Origin of the sequence: Enterococcus sp. 12C11_DIV0727 (genome assembly GCF_002148425.2) — a bacterium.
GTDB lineage: Bacteria > Bacillota > Bacilli > Lactobacillales > Enterococcaceae > Enterococcus_L > Enterococcus_L lemimoniae.
In genome coordinates, this window is the sequence record NZ_CP147248.1 from 20,096 (window position 1) to 37,572 (window position 17,477).

Below are 17,477 nucleotides of genomic sequence, written 5' to 3' on the forward strand. Positions count from 1 at the left end.
AGGATAGTTATCTAATGGAGAAAAAATATCAACTGACAAAAGAATTTATAGAAATTGATGGGCATAAATTGTATAGAATCCAAGCGGTCAGAGAGTTTAGTGTAGTAGAAAAAGGGGAGTACGGTGGGTTTATAGAATCAGAAAAAAATCTGAATCAATACGATGATAGTTGGATCAGTAGAGATGCAAAAGTCTATGAGCAGGCATATGTAAAAGATTATGGTGAGGTAAACCATGAAGCTGTGGTCAAAGGGCATGGAATTATAGAGAAATTTGGAAAAGTTTTCAATAATGCTGTAGTAGGTGAATTTGCGTGTATAACAGGAAATGCTCAAGTTATCCAAAATGCTTCAATAACTGGACGTGCAGTTATAACCGATGCTGCAGTTATAAGTGGTGACACACAAATTTTTGGTGATGTAAAAGTTACAGGCGTAATGCATATTGGTGGTACTGCTGTAATATCAAGTTTGAATGATTATTTTTCTATCTCCTCAATGGATGAAAGTATATTGATAATAGCTAAAGGAAGGGGAGAAGAAATATGGGCGTATAGAACAGGTCTATCAACTGTTCCTTTCAAAGAATATAAGAAGCAGGTTTCTTCTCAAGAGTTTGAATTGGTTCTAAAAATTCTTAGCTTAAAAGGATGGATTTGAATGATGTAATAAAGATCTTAAATTTTAGAGATGGTAGTAGTAAAACAATTTTTAAATCCAAAAAAGGAAAAGCTTATTGGGATAAGCAACCAGGAAAATAATTTGAAATAGGAGAATGATAAGTAATGTATATATGTATTATTTGCGGTTATAAGGGTTTGGAAATGGAATCATATGGAAAAGAGTATCCATCAGGAGAAGTATGTTCTTGTTGCGGCTTTCAATTTGGTGAAGATGATGATAAAGGGATTTCTCATGATAGGTGGAGAGAATCTTGGACAAAAAAAGATTGTCCTTTCTGGTATAGTCCTGATTATCCAGAAAATTGGGATATAGAAGAACAATTAAAAGGGATTGGAATCACATACAAAAAGAGTAATGTGATAAGAAATAGTTGTCCAGTTTGTGCATTTGATGGATTATTTGAATCAGCCTATGATGAAGAATATGGCTACCCTTCTGATGAAATTTGTCCATGTTGTGGTTTTCAATTTGGCTTGGATGATTATCCAAACAAAAATAAAGGAATACAAAAATGGCGAGAAAATTGGATAAGAAAAGGCTCCCTTTGGTATTCAAAAAGTCGTATTCAGCCGAATTGGACCGTAACAGAACAGCTAATTCTTTTGGCTAAAATTAGATAATACCTAATAAAATGGATAAGAAATATGTATAGGATGGTTTCCAAGGTTCTATCTCAATAGAATAAGGTTTTACGGTATAGGCCAAAATACGAACAATAGAAACATACTAAGATTAGAGGGTAAAATCATCGCCGAATGAGTTTACCCTCTATTTTTAGGTCTATAGTAAGGAGTGAAAGAAAGAGCGACCATGTGCTCATTGTCTGATTTTAAAAGTATGAAAGGTGGCAAATTTGAGTATGATGCCAATGGCAATGTCGCTAAAAAAATCGCTATGACTGGTGAAGTGACGACGTATCTTTATGATGTAGAAGACCGGTTGATCCAAGAAACGAGCAGTCACGGTGTTTATACCCTTTACGGCTACGATGCACTAGGTAATCGTGTGAACAAAGGTACGGCAACCGAACATGGGCGTCGAATTAAAACCGATCTAAAAGCTTGGATGAAACAAACCGATCGTACCGCCAATTAGCTTTAAATAACCAAGATGTCACCTTACATGAAATCTTAACAGCTGTAGCAAAACAACCAATCATGGCGGATCGCTTACGCTGTTTACCAAAAGATCGTCCGTGGCGCAAAGACCATGATAAACCAAGAAAAACCGTTGAAACGGAGAAACTAAAAAAAGAACTGGATAAAAACCATTCGATCAAAATCGTTACGTCATTGAATGAATATAATCAAGAACACACGAGTCCAGCGAAGCTCACACAAGAAACCTATGATAAGAAAGTCAAAACCACCCAAAGACAGGAATTTACTTTTGGGGAAGAAACGGATATCTTAGGAGACCAAGAAGATCAATACCATCGTGATGGTTATAGCAGTATTGGTACGATGACGAATCGACAAAGCGGTGAATTAATCACCAATACCTTGTATAATGAATATGGGGAAGCCGCCTTGCGTTTAGAAAACGAATACGGATACCGCAGTGAATACCATGATCAGTCGAATCGGATTCATTTACGTGCAAGAGAATACAGCACCACAACAGGACGTTTCCTACAAGAAGATACCTGGTATGGAAAAATGGAACAACCCCAGAGTCAGAATCGCTATATCTACGTAGAAAACAATCCGCAGAAATACCGCGACCGCAGCGGAAAAGCTGGTTGGTGGGCTAAAGCGTGGAATAATGTGAAGAAAACGGTCAGAAATGTTTGGAATGGCGTGAAGAGAGTCGTCAACACTGTGTGGAATGCGATTGTTCCACCAGCTTATCGTTCGCCAAGTTCTTGGAGCGGGGTTGCCTCAGGGATTAACTATATAGGAAACTATGTGGCAAGATCGTATACTCCACGGCGCAATTACGTAGGTGTCAATTATATCCGGGGAAGAAATGGTCAACCTGTAGGGTATCAGACGTACAATCAAGCGTTGTATTATCAAAGTGCGGCGTATCGTTATCAAGTACAAGTTCAACGTGCGAAAGCAACACGTGCCATGGCAACTGTTCGAATTAAGAAAGCTTGTGATACGGCAGATAAGAAGTGGGTGGGTAAGAATAAAGGGTTGGTTGTAGGAGCTGCATTTGTGATTCCGATACCAAGAGTACCAGTAATCCCACCTGTAACGATGATTCCTAAACCAGGTTTAGATATAGATAGTGGAAACTTCTCATTTCCGTCATTACCGAAAATCCCAAGTGCAAGAGACATTGCGAATGGGATAGTTGGCTGGTTTATTGGGGATTATATTCAGAAAGTGCAAGAAAAAAATATTGATGATATTTCTAGAGCGAATGATTGGGGGAATTCTAAGACATTAGAGAGACATTTTGATGATCACGGTGTAGAAACAAATTCAAAAAATATAGAAGATTATGCGAAGAAAGCACGTGATTTATATAATAGAAGAGGTAGTATCAATAGTAAAACGGACGATAAGGGAGTAACAAGGGTTTATGATGAAACGACAGGTCTTTTTGGCTCGTATAATAGAGATGGTAGTAGTAGAACTATATTTAAACCTGGAAAAGGAAAAGCCTATTGGGATAAGCAACCAGGAAAATAAATTGAAATAGGAGGATGATAAGTAATGTATACATGTGCTATTTGTGGTTATAAGGGTTTGGAAATGGAATCATATGGAAAAGACTATCCATCAGGAGAAGTTTGTTCTTGCTGTGGCTTTCAATTTGGTGAAGATGATGATAAAGGAATTTCCCATGATGGGTGGAGAGAATCTTGGATAAAAAAAGATTGTCCTTTTTGGTATAGTCCTGATTGTCCAGAAAATTGGGATGTAGAAAAACAATTAAAAGAGATTGGAGTCGTTTATAAAAAGAGTGTTGTGATAAAAAATAGTTGTCCAGTCTGTGAGTTTGATGGATTATTTGAACCAGCTTATGATGAAGAATATGGATACCCTTCAGATGATATTTGTCCATGTTGTGGTTTTCAATTTGGTCTGCATGATTATCCAGAAAAAATTAAAGGTATAAAAAAATGGCGTGAAAATTGGATATTAGGAGGTTGTCAATGGCACTTTAAACCAGACAAACCTGCAGAGTGGTCACCTCGACCACAGTTGACGAATTTGGTGAATCAGCAATACGAGAATCATCAGTAGAAAAGGTAATCAAAGTTGGAGTAAGCTAAGTATTTTTACAGCTTACTCCGACTATATACATAATTTATTCAGCATATTCTTAAATAGAGAATTAGGAACTGAATTAATGTTTGGAAGGGCATTATGCTATCTTCACCTCGTTCTTCAATTTCTTGGGGCGTAATACCATCAGGCGTTCGTTACGTGGGGAATTATGGTAGAAGAACGTATTACCACAACGAAATTACGTCGGTGTCAATTATATCCGAGGAAGAAATGGACAGCCTGTAGGTTATCAGGCCTACAGTCAGGCATTGTATTACCAAAGTGCAGCCTATCTCTACTAAGTACAGGTTCAACGTGCGCAAGCAACGCGTACTATGGCAACTGTTCGAATTAAGAAAATCTGTGATACGGCAGATAAGAAATGGGGAGGAAGTAATAAAGGGTTGGTTGTAGGAGCCGCATTTGTGATTCCAATACCAATAGTCCCAGTAGTCCCACCTGTAACAACGATACCTAAACCAGATCTAGATACTGGAAACTTCTCATTCCCATCTTTACCGAAAGTCCCAAGTGCACAAGACCTTGCTAATGGGATAGTGGGCTGGTTTATTGGGGATTATATTCAAAAAATAACTGAGAAAAATGAAGCTGTTTTTAATCCTAAAAATGGGACGACAATAAGAAAAGGTAATAGTAAAGCAAAAAAAGATACTGGATATTTACAAAAAGATGGTTCAGTTTGGTCACAAGATGATGGAGCCAGTCATGGAGGAAGTTCTTGGAAAAAATACAAAAATAAAAGAGATTTTGAAAAAGGAAAGCGAGAGGGAACTTACGATGAAAAAGGAAACAAACTTAGAGATTAGAACTGAAGATGGTATCATTCCTCAAATACAGCCAATTAATAGTAGCATGGTGAATAATGATAGTGAGTTATGGGAGCTATATATTCAAGCTGATGATTATGATGAATTACTTATTGAGTCTGAAAAAAAATACGAAAAGGTTGCATTAGATGTTTTTAATAAACCGATGGCTAAAGAAGATCCTCGATTAGATTTGCTTTCAAACAACTATTTTAAATTAAGTCAAGAAGCTAAATTTCTTTACTTTGTAAAAAAAGTTTTTGAATTAAATAGAGAAAAATGTTATATCGATCTTGGAACTTTTGAAAATAATCAAGATTTAATCGAGTTTCTGATTAGTCAAGAGAAGTACGTTGATCAAATAGATAAATATATCATATTAAATCAGATTGAAATTCTAAAAAATAGTAAAGAACCAATTTATTTAATAGATGACATTAATGTATTGAACATGTTTTTTAAATGTTTTTTACGAGAAAGTTTATGGAGTAGCTTGTACTTCAATACAGTACCTTTAATTATAAAAACGAATTATGATATCAGTATACCTTTGATTTTTCAAAATGAAGAAGACAAAAAAGTATATGAAAAAATTGCAAATGAAAGTGAATTGTTTTTTTTATAATTTTTTATTTGGATAATACCTAATAAATAAGTTAGATTTGGAATGAGCAAGTCATTGAAGGTTAGAGTAGCTATATAGTTATAGTCTACTCTAACTATATACATAAGATATCTATAAAGAATATCAACTAATAAAGTTAAATATACAAGAGTAAAAGAATAATATATTATGACCACAACACAATGATGTTGGTGTCAATTATATCCGAGGAAGAAATGGACAGCCCGTAGGCTATCAGACCTGCAGTCAGGCATTGTATTACCAAAGTGCAGCCTATCTCTACTAAGTACAGGTTCAACGTGCGCAAGCAACGCGTACTATGGCAACTGTTCGAATTAAGAAAATCTGTGATACGGTAGATAAGAAATGGGGAGGAAGTAATAAAGGGTTGGTTGTAGGAGCCGCATTTGTGATTCCAATACCAAGAGTCCCAGTAGTCCCACCTGTAACGACGATACCTAAACCAGATCCAGATACTGGAAACTTCTCATCCCCATCTTTACCGAAAGTCCCAAGTGCACAAGACCTTGCTAATGGGGTAGTTGGTTGGTTTATTGGGGATTATATTCAGAAAATAGCAAAGGAAACCATTTAGAAGTATATGATAAACATGGCAAACATATAGGTGAAGCTGATCCAAAAACAGGTGAGTTAAAACCAGGAACTGCAGATTTAAATAAAAAGCTACCCAAATAGGAGGAGAACATGTTGGGAGAAATAACAGTACCAATAATTAATAATGATATTTATGTACTTGCTGTGACTCAAAAATTTGTGATTGTAAATAATTCCTATGAAGGAATTTTAATTTTCAATAAAAATTTGGAAAAAATAGATGTGTATGAGATATGTTCAGATTTGATGATTTATCAAGTTTATTCAGGTTATAATACTGATACAATCGTAATACACGATGCAGAAAGTGGAACGATGTATATTATCTGCTTACGAGATAAAAAACAAATAGTGATAAAAGACCAGTTTTTACCATATACAGAGTTTTGTTATTTTGAAGAAAATAGTTTTTTATTAAGACGTTTGGTTTATATGTATAAATTTTCTTTATTGACAGGGGAGGTAATTGAAAAAAAGTTTCAAAAGGAAAAGATTATTGGATAAATATCAATAAAGTAGACACAAAAAGAGCAGATACTTAGTGAGAATCAAAGTATTTATCTTCCATTTCATTTGGTGTAAGCATACCTAAAGTTCCATGAGGGCGCTGCGAGTTGTAGAATCCCTTGATATACTCAAAGCAAGCAAGTTGGACTTCTTGAAGAGAAGAAAAGGTTCTCCTGTTGAGTTCTTCTTTCTTCATATATTTGAAGAAAGCTTCTGTTACGGCGTTGTTCCAGGGATATCCAGGTTTCGATAGGGATTGAATAATAGAATGATTTTCTAAAAACTTTTGAATTCAACTGAAGTATACTGGGAACCTTGATCTGTGTGAAAAAGAACGGAAGCCGTAGGCTTTCTGACTTTAATTGCTTTTTTTAGTGTTGTAATAGCTAAAGTAGTGTTAATATTTTTGCTGACAGTCCAAGCAATGACTTTTCTAGAAAATAAATCTAAAATCACACAAAGATAAACAAATGATTTTTTTCCAACAGGAATATAAGAAAAATCACTAGTCCATACTTGATTTGGTACAGGAGGGTTAAACGCTTGCTTCAAATGATTAGGGCGTTTCAAAGAAACCTGACCTGCGGTCGGTTTAAAGACAGGTTTTACAGTAGACATTTTAGTTACGTTCATAGTGTTCATTAGGCGATAAAGGCTCCTATACTAGAAATATGGACAATTGGTTTCTTATAATTTATCAATAGAATTTTTTATTATGTAGAAAAAATATAACTACAAGATATTCAAAAGGATTTAGAAAATCTATGATTTAATTAAACTAGACTCGTGGGTCTGCGAGCTCACTGTCTAAAAAGTATAATATGAGTGTATCGATGATTTATTATCCGATGGACAACCAAAGAATTTTTATATGAATGACAATACAAGGAGTGAATAGAATGAGTGAAAAAGAAATTTATGAAGTTAGATTGTTTCCTGGCGAAGAGGATAGGTATGAAGATTGTATTAAAAATAATATAATAGTTATTGGTTGGACAGTTGTAGATGATTTAACTGATATGAATATTGAGAGAATAAAAGAAAAATTAAAATATCATTTTGATAAATATCCAAAAATCAGAATAACTCAAACTGCAAATATGCTTGATCGTTTTAGAAAAATAAAAAAAGATGATATAATTCTTATCCCTTATAAAGATAAAACTGTTACGATTGCCTCTGTCATAAAACCCTATATTTATAATAAAAATTTTGAAAATAAAGATATGGCTCATCAGATTGGTATTAAAATTGAGAAAAAAGTAAACTTAAGTTCATTATCAGAAAGTCTTCAAAATACTTTAAAAGCGAGATTAACATTAACAAAAATATCAAGAGATAAACATGCTGAAGTATTCGGAATAATAGAAGAAAAAAAATATGGTAAAACTACCTTGGCTTATAGAGAAAACATGAAATTTATACACAATACATTTATTAATACGGAGAATGAACTTATTAAAAAGAGTTTGTTATTCAGTGCCTTTTCACTTTATGAAAGCTACTTAACAGATCTTCTTAAGCGTAAAATAAGCCTTTCATACAAGGGTGGTTGTTTATGGGATTCAACTAATAATAATATTGTAGAAATATTGGGAAAAGATGCAATATTAAGTTCTTTAGAAAAAGATAATGGCAGAAGAAGGATATTCAATCTTATTTTTAATGAAAAATTACAGTTTCCTACTAATGAACAACAAAATTTAAGAAATTCTCTAGCTCATGATATCACTTCTCCAAGTATACAGGATGATATAATATATTTTTCTAATAAAAAAAAGGACACCCCTGCTGAGGAAATTATTCCTAATATCTTTAAAGAATTCATATCATATCCTGATAAGTTATTAAAAATGAATAAAGATTTAAAGAATTACTAAATTTCTGAAGTTTAACTATATAAAAATGTTAATTATTACTAAATTTTTAGATGCAAAAGAACTTAAATTGTTACAAATTAAGTTTTCAGACTATAGACACTATGAATTAATTCATGGTGTCTTTTTGGTGATGAAATATAGCTAGTTAATTTGTTCAAAAGGGTATAGTCAATTGATCATTTTTTGAACACTGCTGTTACAAGATTTTAGAATGTTCAATAGAGTTGCTCAAATATAAATTAAGGATAGAGAAATTCTCTATCCTTTTTGTTCAATTAAGTACCTATCCCAAAAACATTACTATTAAAGAAGAACGAAATTTGAAACATGCAATTGAATATATTCTTGATCCGGAAAAAAACAAAAAATCAAACGTTGACTATTGGCTATAAAATCAATGCAGTGAACAACGCTTTTTTTGAAATGAATTTAACGAGACAACTAGCTGAAAATGTCTTGGGACAAGCAAACAAAAAATCCAATGAGGAAGTTATTGCTAGACACATTGTTCAATCATTTGATCCCAATGATAATTTAACATCTGAAGAAGTTCATGAGATTGGCCGACAAACAGCACTTGAATTTTTAGGCGGCGATTATGAATTTGTGATTGCCACACATGTAGATAAAGATCACCTGCATAACCACATTATCTTCAATACCACGTCAAGTGTTGACTTAAAAAAATTCCGATGGCAAAGAGGGACAGCTGCACACTTAAGAAATTATTCCGATAAAGTGGCCGACTATCACGGGGCAATGATCCTAGAATCAGCAAAGCAAAACTCGCATACAAAATATCAAGAGTATCGAAGAAAGTACGCTTTTCGATTTGAATTAAAAGAACGTCTGAACTTTTTATTGAAGCACAGTACAAGTTGGGACGACTTCTTGCTCAAAGCAAAAGCATTGAGTATTGAGGTGGATCCAAACCATAAATCAAAAGAATATGGTCAAGTGATTAATTACAAATTATTGGATATGCCACAACAACGTCCCGCTCGTGATTATACATTGAACAAAAAACAACGAATCTATAATGAAAAAAATATTCTGGAACGTACTGGGAAAAATGATCCTGATGCTATTTTTCATGTCGGAGAAATTGCTCAAAGGTATGCGGAACAAAAAGCAGAAAAAGAAGAATTGCCGGATCTTACATTTATTATTGAGCCGTGGCAAATACAAAAAGATACAGTGACAGGTATCTATGTAGAGATTGCTTATGGTCGTTTTGAACAAGGTGTGGTGAAGATTCCAGATTACAAATTAGATCAACGTGAAGATGGCCGATATGAAGCACACTTCAATTATAAAGATACCTTCTATTTTTTGAGTGAAGTGCCAGGCAAAAATAATAAATTTGCAAAAGGTGCTTCGTTGGCAAATTACTTATCCGGTGAAAGTGGTCTGATTCCTAAAAGAAAGAATTCAGCTATTCAGCAGGTGAGGGAAATGGTCTCAGCGTTGAATATCCTCACTGCCCGACAAGTAAGTAGTCAAAATGCACCCAAAGTATTGGGCCAAGATTTCCATGACAACTTTGAAGCAGTACAAGAAGCAAGAGCAGCGTTAAAAGACAAGCTGCTTAAAGCAAACGAAAAATTAAAATTTAATTCGAAAAATACAGAGCTGTTAGCCAAAGTGCAATCACTACGAGAAGAAAAAAATGAGCTAGAAAAGCAGGTTAAAATATTCGAGAAGCAACTGAAAACATATGATGCTGAAATGGGCATTTCAACAAATAAAGGAATGAGCGAACCAGGTGATTTTGAAAAATAAAAACTGAAGGAGTGGAAAAATGAAGAAAACAAAAGCGAAATGGTACTTACTATTTTTATTGTGGCCTCTTTTGATTGTTGGGGCATGTGATCAAGTGTCACTTGATCCACAGTCAATAACTGAAGCTATAAATATACGGAATGAAGGAACGGAACAATCCACTACGCAAGCAGCTGCTATAGATATGCTGATAAAATATGATGGTGTGAATCAAGAAGCTGTCCTCAACGATAATCGGCCAACGTTTACTGAAGCTGATTTAAATTTGTCAAAAGGTGTGTGGCAAACTTTTTCAGATTTAGATCAGTTGAATCGTGTAGGGATTGCAAATGCACTGATAGGAAAAGAATCCTTTCCAACCGAAGCAAGAGAGCCGTTAACTACAGCCTGGAGACAAAAGAAACTTTCAGACGGTCAATGGCTCTACAATAGATGCCACCTGATTGGCTTTCAGCTTACCGGAGAAAACGACAATATGAAAAATCTTATGACAGGTATCAGGCAATTTAACACGCCGCACATGTTGAACTATGAAAATCAGATCATGGATTATATTCGCCTTACTGGGAATCATGTTCGTTATCGAGTCACGCCTTATTTCATTAACGATGAGTTAGTAGCTCGTGGTGTACAAATGGAAGCAGCAAGTATTGAATCAACTGATTTTGCCTACAATGTTTATATTTTCAATATTCAGGATGGGTACACGATTGATTATACAACGGGCAAAGCAACAAAGAATTAGGAAGAAAATTATGCTATAATAGCAAAGTAGAAAAGTTATGACGGTGGCTATCTTTGAAAGGTGGTGGTGCTTATGAATGTAAGTGCTAAAATCTTTAGAAAGGAAATGCCTTTTTGTCAGCATATGAAACAATTCAGACGATTTTTGCCTTTGGTATGTTTACCATTGCTTTAATCAGTTTAATTGTGAAGTTGCTAAAAAACGACAAAAAAAAGTAACCAGTCATTAACTTTGGCGAGTTAACTGGTTACAACTTGTAATTAAAACTTGCTACCGTCTTAAACGGTTCTACATAAGAGGGATATGTTGAAGCATATCTCTCTTTTCTTTTATATTGTATCATTTTTTCTAGATAATTTCCACTAATGAAAAATAGTTTGAATAAATGTCTCGTTTGTAAAAATAGAGTATAGTCAAAAGTGACCTTGTGCAGCTGCTGTCATATTTTAATTTAAAGGAAACAATTTCTTTTGAGCTATTTGGCAAAATAACTGAAAACACCTAACTAAATAACAGTTATACTCGAATAATATAAACTTATGCCAGTTATCTGTATAAAATCTATGCCATTTAAAAAGAAAAATGACAGGGCTGATACTAGTAGTTTTTCCGATGATAATTTTGAATGTAAATTAAATGAGAAATTGAAGCCATTCAAGTAACTAGAGGTATTTTTTACTGAATTATCGATCAATATGAAAAAAAAAATTGACTATAAAATAGTTTGATGATACAATCATTAAAAATAAATTAAAAAAAGGAGTGTTTTGTTTGAAAAAATTATTCTTAGGTATTGTTTGTAGTGGATTTTTATTTGGGATTTTGGGCAATGGAGTTATCTCAGAGGCTGCTGAAGTAGAAAATGTTAATGAAACAGCAGCAAATTTACTTCCAGAGGATGACGAATTTTATTATGTTATTGATGACAATTCTGGTATTCAAACGAGAACGTGGGCAAAAACACAGAGTTATAAAATTACAAAAGGTAGTAGAACGTACTTAGGTACATATACTACAAATAGAAAATCTACAATAAGCGTTACAGTTAAAGCTGGTCCAGCAGTTGTGAACTTGAAAAATGAGTACTCTGAAAGTGGAAAGTTTAAAAAGTATAAACAAAATTGTACTATTACAGTAACGTATAAGAGATATAGAAAAGTTGATAACAAATATGTTGATACTAAGACAGTGACTTCAAATACTTCGTACACTGATTATGAAAGAATTTAAGAAAAGTTGATGAGTACAAAAATTTACAAGATAATTTATATTGTAATATATCTTTTTATTAAAAAAATTATCCCAGCTGTAGGAGCAAGCTGGGATATTTTTGATAGTAATATTATCCTATTTCAGAATCTATTTTTAGTAGTATTGGGATGTTTACTTTTTAAACAAGATTTAATTAATACTTTAAAAAATGCTCTTACTAAAAAAACGTTTGGATTTGTAATTATAATAACCTTTACAATGTATCTAATAGATATTTCATATGCGATGATGCTTTCTAAGCCAGTTGCAATTCAATACTATTCTTACGGATTCTTAGCAATTTTACAATCAAGTATAATCATTCCTTTCATAGAAGAGCTTGTATATAGGTATTGCTTCATAAATTTGAAAGGAAAGACAAGCGTTCAATTTTTATGGATTATTTTTTCAAGTATTTTATTTTCAAGTGGTCATTTAGCAAGTGTAAATTACAATTTGATTTCACTTATTCCAGTATTTGTTTCAAGCTTATTCGTAAGCTATGTCTATGTCTATAAAAAGAATATATGGTACAACATATTTTCTCATTCATTATATAACTTTTTAATTTTTGGTTATGCTTATATTTTGGCATTAAACTGATAACTGTAGCTTTCTATCGTTAATTTTGAATGTAAATCAATTTTAGAATATATTGGATATAAGGCTATATTCCAATTTAAAGAACACTAAGTATCATGATGAAAATCATGATACCTTTTTTAAAGGAAAAAGTTCAATAGAGTACAGGCAATTGATCATTTTTTGAACGCGGGTGTTACCAGATTGTCAATTTCCTTTTTAAATGGCGGTATTTTTGCCTCGATAAATGGCGGTAAGGAAAAGCATTAATTGTTTAGTCTAAATTAAGTGTGCAGAAAATGATGACACTTTATTGAACAGATAGGGAATGCTGAAAATCAAGATTTCTACCTGTTCAACAGAAATCACTGGTTAAATGAATATACTATTTTCAAAAAAACTTGGATTATAGAAGTGTAATATAACAATTCTTATTTTTCTTCTTCCTTTGTTTACGGATAAATGATATATTGAAAATAATGTTAGAAATTATAATTTTATTCTTACTTAATGTAAGAAATAAAGTTATTAAATGAAGAAAAAGAAAAAAATATTATTGGTGATTTTAGTTATGATGCTTTTAAACATAGGCAGCGTTTGGCAGCCAAAGGCTGTCAGTGCAGCAGATACCATCATTGGAGATGATTATCCAGCAAAATGGAAAAAATATCCTGTGAATTCTGAGATACCAGATTCTTTTGGGATGTATGTTAGACAATGTACTCCTTTTGTTGCAAACCGGTTAAGTGTAGCAAACAAATTTAATATTCCGAGACCACCTGGTAATTGGAACGCAAATGTCTGGGGAGCAAATGCACGTAGTTTGGGTTATAAAGTTGATATGAACCCGAAACGTGGTTCTGTAGCTTATTGGAGTGCCAAATTTCACGTTGCTTGGGTAGCAGCTGTGGATGGGAATAGAGTTCTTATTGAAGAATATAACTATGATTATAATGGTAATTATAACTCACGTTGGATTAATAAAAATGCTGTAGATGGATATACATTTTAAAGATATAAAAACAGAAAATTTTCCTCTTATTCCTAATGAAACAAGTATTATGATAAAAGATAAAGCTGCTGTGTTTTATGATGGAACAGCTATAACAAGTGCCGATAAAATGAATGGGTATATTATAACTGGTTATAAAGATATCCCAGAAAAATATGGTAGTTTAAGAGCATATACTATTAAAGGATCAAATAAGTTACTTTATGAAGGTGATGTAGCGATACAAACTAGTCCTTATCCTTACTTAAAAAATGGAACAAGTGTTGTCTTAAAACAAAATGCTGCACTTGATTCAGATGGAAAGGCTATTAGTTCAGAGGATAAAAATAAAGGGTATGTGATCGAAAATGTTAGAGATATTAGAAAAAAATGGGATAGTATCAGAATATATAAAGTTCAAGGATTAAATAGATGGTTTTATGAGGGAGATTTAGAAGTACAAACGAGCCCGTATAAAATTATATCTACAGATACTTCTGTGCAAATTAAAGAATCTGCTTATTTCTATTACGGTAGTAAAGACATCAGTAAAGAAGATCGAGAAAGAGAATTAATGATTGAAGATATGAGATATATTAAAAAAGAATGGAATAGTATCAGAATATATAAGGTTCAAGAATCAGATCAATGGTTCTACGAAAGTGATTTACTGTCCACTCCGCAGTAATTATTACAATTAATATCATTATGTACAAGTTCAAAATTAATTAAATTAGAAGATGGATTTGCAATTAAAGTTATACTGAAGTAAAAACTAAGTGTCCAGAAAATGACCATTTTCTGGACACTTCTTTTTTTCACGTATTTTGTTCTAATTTTTGACTATATAGTGTTCAAAAAGCCGTAACAAAATCTATGTTCAATTAATTGTATTAATTGAAGATATGGTACAATCAAGTGGAAAGGAGTTGGTCATTTTGAATATTGGCTATGCACGAGTATCAACTGGATTACAAAATTTGGATCTTCAGGAAGACAGCCTAAAAAAATATGGTTGTGAAAAAATCTTTACAGATCATTTGAGCGGTTCGAAAAGCAAACGTCCTGGTTTAGAAGCTGCGATCGAGTATGCACGTGCCGGAGATAAAATTGTTGTTTGGCGATTAGATCGATTAGGGAGAAATATGGAGGATTTAATTTCTTTAGTTAATCGATTGAATGATCAAGGTGTGAGTTTTCATAGTACACAAGAAAATATCACCATGGATAAATCCAGTTCTACTGGTCAATTGATCTTTCATTTGTTTGCAGCCTTTGCCGAATTTGAACGAAACTTAATCTTGGAACGATCAGCAGCTGGAAGAGCAGCTGCCAGAGCAAGGGGACGTTTTGGTGGCAGACCTGAAAAACTTACACAACAAGATTTAAAATTACTGAAGACTTTAGTAGATAACGGTACACCAATTAAAACCATTGCGGACAAATGGAACATTTCTCGGACAACAGTTTATCGCTATTTAGAAAAAATGGAGAAGAATCATGAAACGAAGTGACTATGAACCATTAAGCTATTTTAATGATGAACAACGAGCTGCTGCTGTAGATATCTATAAAATCATTAAACCCAATATTATAGGGGAGGTATCTTTATCACGTATCTCTAATGAAACAACTATTCCGCTAAGAACACTGCAACGCTGGAAAAACGGATATCAAAAGTATGGTTTATCTGGTTTGATTCGAAGTCCTCGATCAGATTCTGGATCTACGAAAGTCGATACTACTGTACAATCGTTGATTGAGAATACGCGATTAAATTATCGACGAATTAGTATTGCTACTATTCATCGGAAAGTCAGTGCGCAATGTAATCAACAAAGCTTACCTGTTTCAAGTTATAAGCAAGTCTATAGAATTGTTAAAAGTATGCCTAATTCAATTATTGAACTAGCTCACCATGGAGTAAAGTCTTATTCAGAAAAATACGACTTGATTTATATTAGAGAAGCAGAGAAACCAAATGAATTTTGGCAAGCAGATCATACATTGCTGGACATTGAAGTATTGGATGGAAAAATGCAACGGCGACGTCCTTGGTTATCGGTGATCATGGATGATTATAGCCGAGCAATAGCTGGGTACTTTATTTCTTTTGATGCACCTTCAGCTATTTATACCGCGTTAATGTTGCACCAAGCAATATGGAGGAAAGAAAATTCTGAATGGCCCATTTGTGGGATACCTGAAATATTTTATACAGATCACGGAAGTGATTTTACTTCCAGGCATTTAGAACAGGTTGCAATGGATTTAAAAATTCGATTAGTATTTTCTAAAAAAGGAGTTCCCAGAGGTAGAGGGAAAATCGAACGTTTTTTCTTAAGTATAAATCAACTATTGTTAGAAAGTTTACCAGGATACACAAAGAATCGAACCACAGAAAAACTGTTAACTATTCAGGAATTAGAGAAGAAAATTGAGTATTTTTTGATTTATGACTATAACCATAGGATTCATTCGAGTACTCAAAAAACACCAGTTAATAATTGGAATAGATCCGGATTCTTACCACAAATGCCTGAAAGTTTAGAAGATTTAGACTTACTACTGTTGCATGTCTCTAAATCTCGAAAAGTTCATTCTGATGGTATCCGATTTCAAGGCTTTTGTTACATAAACACTAATTTGTCAGCCTATGTAGGTGAATTTGTCCAAATTCGTTATAATCCTCAAGATTTGGCTGAAGTAAGAGTATTTTTTCAAAATAAATACCCATCTACAGCCATTTCCCCAGAGCTATCAGATGTGACAGTGGATATTAAAGATATTGTTGCTGCTAGAAGTAAAAGAAAACAACAGCTTAAAAATCAAGTATCAGAAATCAAATCTGTTGCAGATACTCTATTAGAAGAAAAAGCGAAAGAACCTGCCAAAAAGAACAGGAAAGACAAAAAATCCAAATTGAAGAGATATTTTAATGACTAATACGAATCAGTTTATCGAAACAAAAGAATATAAACGCTTTGCTGAATTTTGTGATGCATGTATTAAATATAAATACATTGGTGTTTGTTATGGCTCTCCTGGCGTTGGAAAAACGTTATCCTCTCGTCACTATACAAACTGGAATACATTTGGAAAACTGTTAGATTATAGACTACTTTCACAAATAGAAGAGTCTGTAACAGACGAAATCCTAGTAGCAAATAAACTTTTTTGCACAACGCCAGCTGAGAAAGCAACTAAAATAAGTGGAGATATTAGAGAACTAGGATACAAATTATCTTATGGAAAAGCAATCTATCAAGCTAAAATAACAAACAGTGATATTAATTCTAGCAGTATTGGAGATCTTGAAGGGGTAGAATTAATCATTGTCGATGAAATAGATCGCTTAAAGGTGCAGCATTTAGAACAATTGAGAGATATTTATGATCAAAATGATTTAGCAATGACCTTTGTAGGCATGCCTGGGATAGAAAAAAGATTATCACGTCACCCGCAACTCTATTCTAGAATTGGTTTTTCCCATGAATTCGACAAATTAAGTAAAGACGAAACACACCATATTTTAGAGTATAAATGGTCTGAATTAGGTATTCCAATAAAATTAGAAGACTTTTCTGATTACGAAGCAATTACTAGTATTATAAAGATTACTGGTGGTAATTTTCGTTTAATTCACCGGCTTTTTGCTCAAATCGATCGAATTTTAGAGATTAATCAATTACAATCCATTACAGTTGAAGTCGTCGAAGCTGCAAGAGACAGCCTTGTACTAGGATTAAGATAGAAATGAGGGAG

Annotated in this window: 23 protein-coding genes; 21 read left to right on the top strand and 2 right to left on the bottom strand. The window is 33.3% G+C overall.

The window, feature by feature from the left end; genetic code table 11:
- Window positions 1-14: 14 nt before the first annotated feature.
- From A5866_RS00090 to A5866_RS00130, 10 genes are all read left to right on the top strand, one after another.
- Window positions 15-659: a hypothetical protein gene (locus A5866_RS00090; RefSeq protein ID WP_086444733.1), complete on the top strand. Its 645-nt coding sequence runs from the start codon at window positions 15-17 to the stop codon at window positions 657-659.
- A 125-nt stretch (window positions 660-784) separates the two neighbouring features.
- Window positions 785-1,303 carry a hypothetical protein gene (locus tag A5866_RS00095; protein WP_176332578.1) on the top strand — a complete coding sequence of 173 codons (519 nt, stop codon included), beginning with the start codon at window positions 785-787 and terminating at the stop codon, window positions 1,301-1,303.
- A 172-nt stretch (window positions 1,304-1,475) separates the two neighbouring features.
- Entirely contained in the window at window positions 1,476-1,778 is a 303-nt protein-coding gene (locus A5866_RS00100) for an RHS repeat domain-containing protein (protein WP_254907566.1), read from the top strand.
- Window positions 1,745-3,325, top strand: a complete 1,581-nt coding sequence (locus A5866_RS00105; protein WP_339099715.1) for an RHS repeat-associated core domain-containing protein — start codon at window positions 1,745-1,747, stop codon at window positions 3,323-3,325. The genes A5866_RS00100 and A5866_RS00105 overlap by 34 nt, the downstream gene beginning before the upstream one ends.
- A gap of 24 nt (window positions 3,326-3,349) precedes the next feature.
- Entirely contained in the window at window positions 3,350-3,883 is a 534-nt protein-coding gene (locus A5866_RS00110; protein ID WP_086444729.1) for a hypothetical protein, read from the top strand.
- Between the two features lie 359 nt (window positions 3,884-4,242).
- Complete coding sequence (locus tag A5866_RS00115) at window positions 4,243-4,734, top strand: hypothetical protein (protein ID WP_339099716.1); 492 nt, start codon at window positions 4,243-4,245, stop codon at window positions 4,732-4,734.
- A complete protein-coding gene (locus tag A5866_RS00120; RefSeq protein ID WP_339099717.1) occupies window positions 4,706-5,359 on the top strand; it encodes a hypothetical protein in 654 nt (217 codons plus the stop codon). Before A5866_RS00115 ends, A5866_RS00120 begins: the two co-directional genes overlap by 29 nt.
- Window positions 5,360-5,678: 319 nt before the next feature.
- Window positions 5,679-5,954, top strand: a complete 276-nt coding sequence (locus A5866_RS00125; protein WP_339099718.1) for a hypothetical protein — start codon at window positions 5,679-5,681, stop codon at window positions 5,952-5,954.
- Window positions 5,906-6,055 (top strand): colicin E3/pyocin S6 family cytotoxin, encoded by a 150-nt coding sequence (locus A5866_RS17025; RefSeq protein ID WP_422389665.1) that lies wholly within the window; start codon window positions 5,906-5,908, stop codon window positions 6,053-6,055. Before A5866_RS00125 ends, A5866_RS17025 begins: the two co-directional genes overlap by 49 nt.
- Before the next feature lie 12 nt (window positions 6,056-6,067).
- Window positions 6,068-6,478, top strand: coding sequence for a hypothetical protein (locus tag A5866_RS00130; RefSeq protein ID WP_339099719.1), 411 nt, complete (start codon window positions 6,068-6,070; stop codon window positions 6,476-6,478).
- A gap of 34 nt (window positions 6,479-6,512) precedes the next feature.
- Here the strand turns inward: A5866_RS00130 and A5866_RS17030 are convergent, their stop codons facing one another.
- Together A5866_RS17030 and A5866_RS00135 are read right to left on the bottom strand one after the other, a co-directional pair.
- Window positions 6,513-6,773, bottom strand: coding sequence for an integrase core domain-containing protein (locus tag A5866_RS17030; RefSeq protein WP_086444726.1), 261 nt, complete (start codon window positions 6,771-6,773; stop codon window positions 6,513-6,515).
- Window positions 6,758-7,123, bottom strand: coding sequence for a DDE-type integrase/transposase/recombinase (locus A5866_RS00135; RefSeq protein ID WP_086444725.1), 366 nt, complete (start codon window positions 7,121-7,123; stop codon window positions 6,758-6,760). Before A5866_RS00135 ends, A5866_RS17030 begins: the two co-directional genes overlap by 16 nt.
- A 257-nt stretch (window positions 7,124-7,380) precedes the next feature.
- Between A5866_RS00135 and A5866_RS00140 the strand changes: the two genes are divergently transcribed.
- The 11 genes from A5866_RS00140 to A5866_RS00190 all read left to right on the top strand — a co-directional run bounded on the left by A5866_RS00140 (window position 7,381) and on the right by A5866_RS00190 (window position 17,466).
- Window positions 7,381-8,361 (top strand): hypothetical protein, encoded by a 981-nt coding sequence (locus A5866_RS00140; RefSeq protein WP_339099720.1) that lies wholly within the window; start codon window positions 7,381-7,383, stop codon window positions 8,359-8,361.
- A gap of 327 nt (window positions 8,362-8,688) precedes the next feature.
- Window positions 8,689-10,143: a relaxase/mobilization nuclease domain-containing protein gene (locus tag A5866_RS00145; RefSeq protein WP_254907564.1), complete on the top strand. Its 1,455-nt coding sequence runs from the start codon at window positions 8,689-8,691 to the stop codon at window positions 10,141-10,143.
- A 19-nt stretch (window positions 10,144-10,162) separates the two neighbouring features.
- Complete coding sequence (locus tag A5866_RS00150) at window positions 10,163-10,888, top strand: DNA/RNA non-specific endonuclease (protein WP_086444724.1); 726 nt, start codon at window positions 10,163-10,165, stop codon at window positions 10,886-10,888.
- Between the two features lie 113 nt (window positions 10,889-11,001).
- On the top strand, window positions 11,002-11,106 hold the full coding sequence (locus tag A5866_RS00155; protein WP_086282031.1) for a putative holin-like toxin: 105 nt from the start codon (window positions 11,002-11,004) through the stop codon (window positions 11,104-11,106).
- A 544-nt stretch (window positions 11,107-11,650) separates the two neighbouring features.
- Window positions 11,651-12,118, top strand: coding sequence for an LMxysn_1693 family intestinal colonization protein (locus A5866_RS00160; RefSeq protein WP_422389666.1), 468 nt, complete (start codon window positions 11,651-11,653; stop codon window positions 12,116-12,118).
- A 9-nt stretch (window positions 12,119-12,127) separates the two neighbouring features.
- Window positions 12,128-12,742 (top strand): CPBP family intramembrane glutamic endopeptidase, encoded by a 615-nt coding sequence (locus A5866_RS00165; RefSeq protein WP_339099721.1) that lies wholly within the window; start codon window positions 12,128-12,130, stop codon window positions 12,740-12,742.
- 550 nt (window positions 12,743-13,292) lie between these two features.
- On the top strand, window positions 13,293-13,733 hold the full coding sequence (locus A5866_RS00170) for a CHAP domain-containing protein (protein WP_339099722.1): 441 nt from the start codon (window positions 13,293-13,295) through the stop codon (window positions 13,731-13,733).
- On the top strand, window positions 13,717-14,400 hold the full coding sequence (locus A5866_RS00175) for a hypothetical protein (RefSeq protein ID WP_339099723.1): 684 nt from the start codon (window positions 13,717-13,719) through the stop codon (window positions 14,398-14,400). The genes A5866_RS00170 and A5866_RS00175 overlap by 17 nt, the downstream gene beginning before the upstream one ends.
- A gap of 241 nt (window positions 14,401-14,641) precedes the next feature.
- Window positions 14,642-15,226: a recombinase family protein gene (locus A5866_RS00180; protein ID WP_176332574.1), complete on the top strand. Its 585-nt coding sequence runs from the start codon at window positions 14,642-14,644 to the stop codon at window positions 15,224-15,226.
- Complete coding sequence (locus A5866_RS00185; protein ID WP_086444721.1) at window positions 15,213-16,658, top strand: Mu transposase C-terminal domain-containing protein; 1,446 nt, start codon at window positions 15,213-15,215, stop codon at window positions 16,656-16,658. Before A5866_RS00180 ends, A5866_RS00185 begins: the two co-directional genes overlap by 14 nt.
- On the top strand, window positions 16,651-17,466 hold the full coding sequence (locus A5866_RS00190; protein WP_086444720.1) for an AAA family ATPase: 816 nt from the start codon (window positions 16,651-16,653) through the stop codon (window positions 17,464-17,466). Before A5866_RS00185 ends, A5866_RS00190 begins: the two co-directional genes overlap by 8 nt.
- Window positions 17,467-17,477: the final 11 nt, after the last annotated feature.

Excerpts from the sequence above, each read along its gene's own strand:
- A5866_RS00115 (WP_339099716.1), top strand. The coding sequence starts at position 4,243 with ATGGCAACTGTTCGAATTAAGAAAATCTGTGATACGGCAGATAAGAAA.
- A5866_RS00090 (WP_086444733.1), top strand. The coding sequence starts at position 15 with ATGGAGAAAAAATATCAACTGACAAAAGAATTTATAGAAATTGATGGG.
- A5866_RS00170 (WP_339099722.1), top strand. The coding sequence starts at position 13,293 with ATGATGCTTTTAAACATAGGCAGCGTTTGGCAGCCAAAGGCTGTCAGT.
- A5866_RS00190 (WP_086444720.1), top strand. The coding sequence starts at position 16,651 with ATGACTAATACGAATCAGTTTATCGAAACAAAAGAATATAAACGCTTT.
- A5866_RS00125 (WP_339099718.1), top strand. The coding sequence starts at position 5,679 with ATGGCAACTGTTCGAATTAAGAAAATCTGTGATACGGTAGATAAGAAA.
- A5866_RS00135 (WP_086444725.1), bottom strand. The coding sequence starts at position 7,123 with ATGAACACTATGAACGTAACTAAAATGTCTACTGTAAAACCTGTCTTT.
- A5866_RS00110 (WP_086444729.1), top strand. The coding sequence starts at position 3,350 with ATGTATACATGTGCTATTTGTGGTTATAAGGGTTTGGAAATGGAATCA.
- A5866_RS00145 (WP_254907564.1), top strand. The coding sequence starts at position 8,689 with ATGCAATTGAATATATTCTTGATCCGGAAAAAAACAAAAAATCAAACG.
- A5866_RS00185 (WP_086444721.1), top strand. The coding sequence starts at position 15,213 with ATGAAACGAAGTGACTATGAACCATTAAGCTATTTTAATGATGAACAA.
- A5866_RS00140 (WP_339099720.1), top strand. The coding sequence starts at position 7,381 with ATGAGTGAAAAAGAAATTTATGAAGTTAGATTGTTTCCTGGCGAAGAG.
- A5866_RS00095 (WP_176332578.1), top strand. The coding sequence starts at position 785 with ATGTATATATGTATTATTTGCGGTTATAAGGGTTTGGAAATGGAATCA.
- A5866_RS00120 (WP_339099717.1), top strand. The coding sequence starts at position 4,706 with ATGAAAAAGGAAACAAACTTAGAGATTAGAACTGAAGATGGTATCATT.
- A5866_RS00175 (WP_339099723.1), top strand. The coding sequence starts at position 13,717 with ATGGATATACATTTTAAAGATATAAAAACAGAAAATTTTCCTCTTATT.
- A5866_RS00150 (WP_086444724.1), top strand. The coding sequence starts at position 10,163 with ATGAAGAAAACAAAAGCGAAATGGTACTTACTATTTTTATTGTGGCCT.
- A5866_RS00165 (WP_339099721.1), top strand. The coding sequence starts at position 12,128 with ATGAGTACAAAAATTTACAAGATAATTTATATTGTAATATATCTTTTT.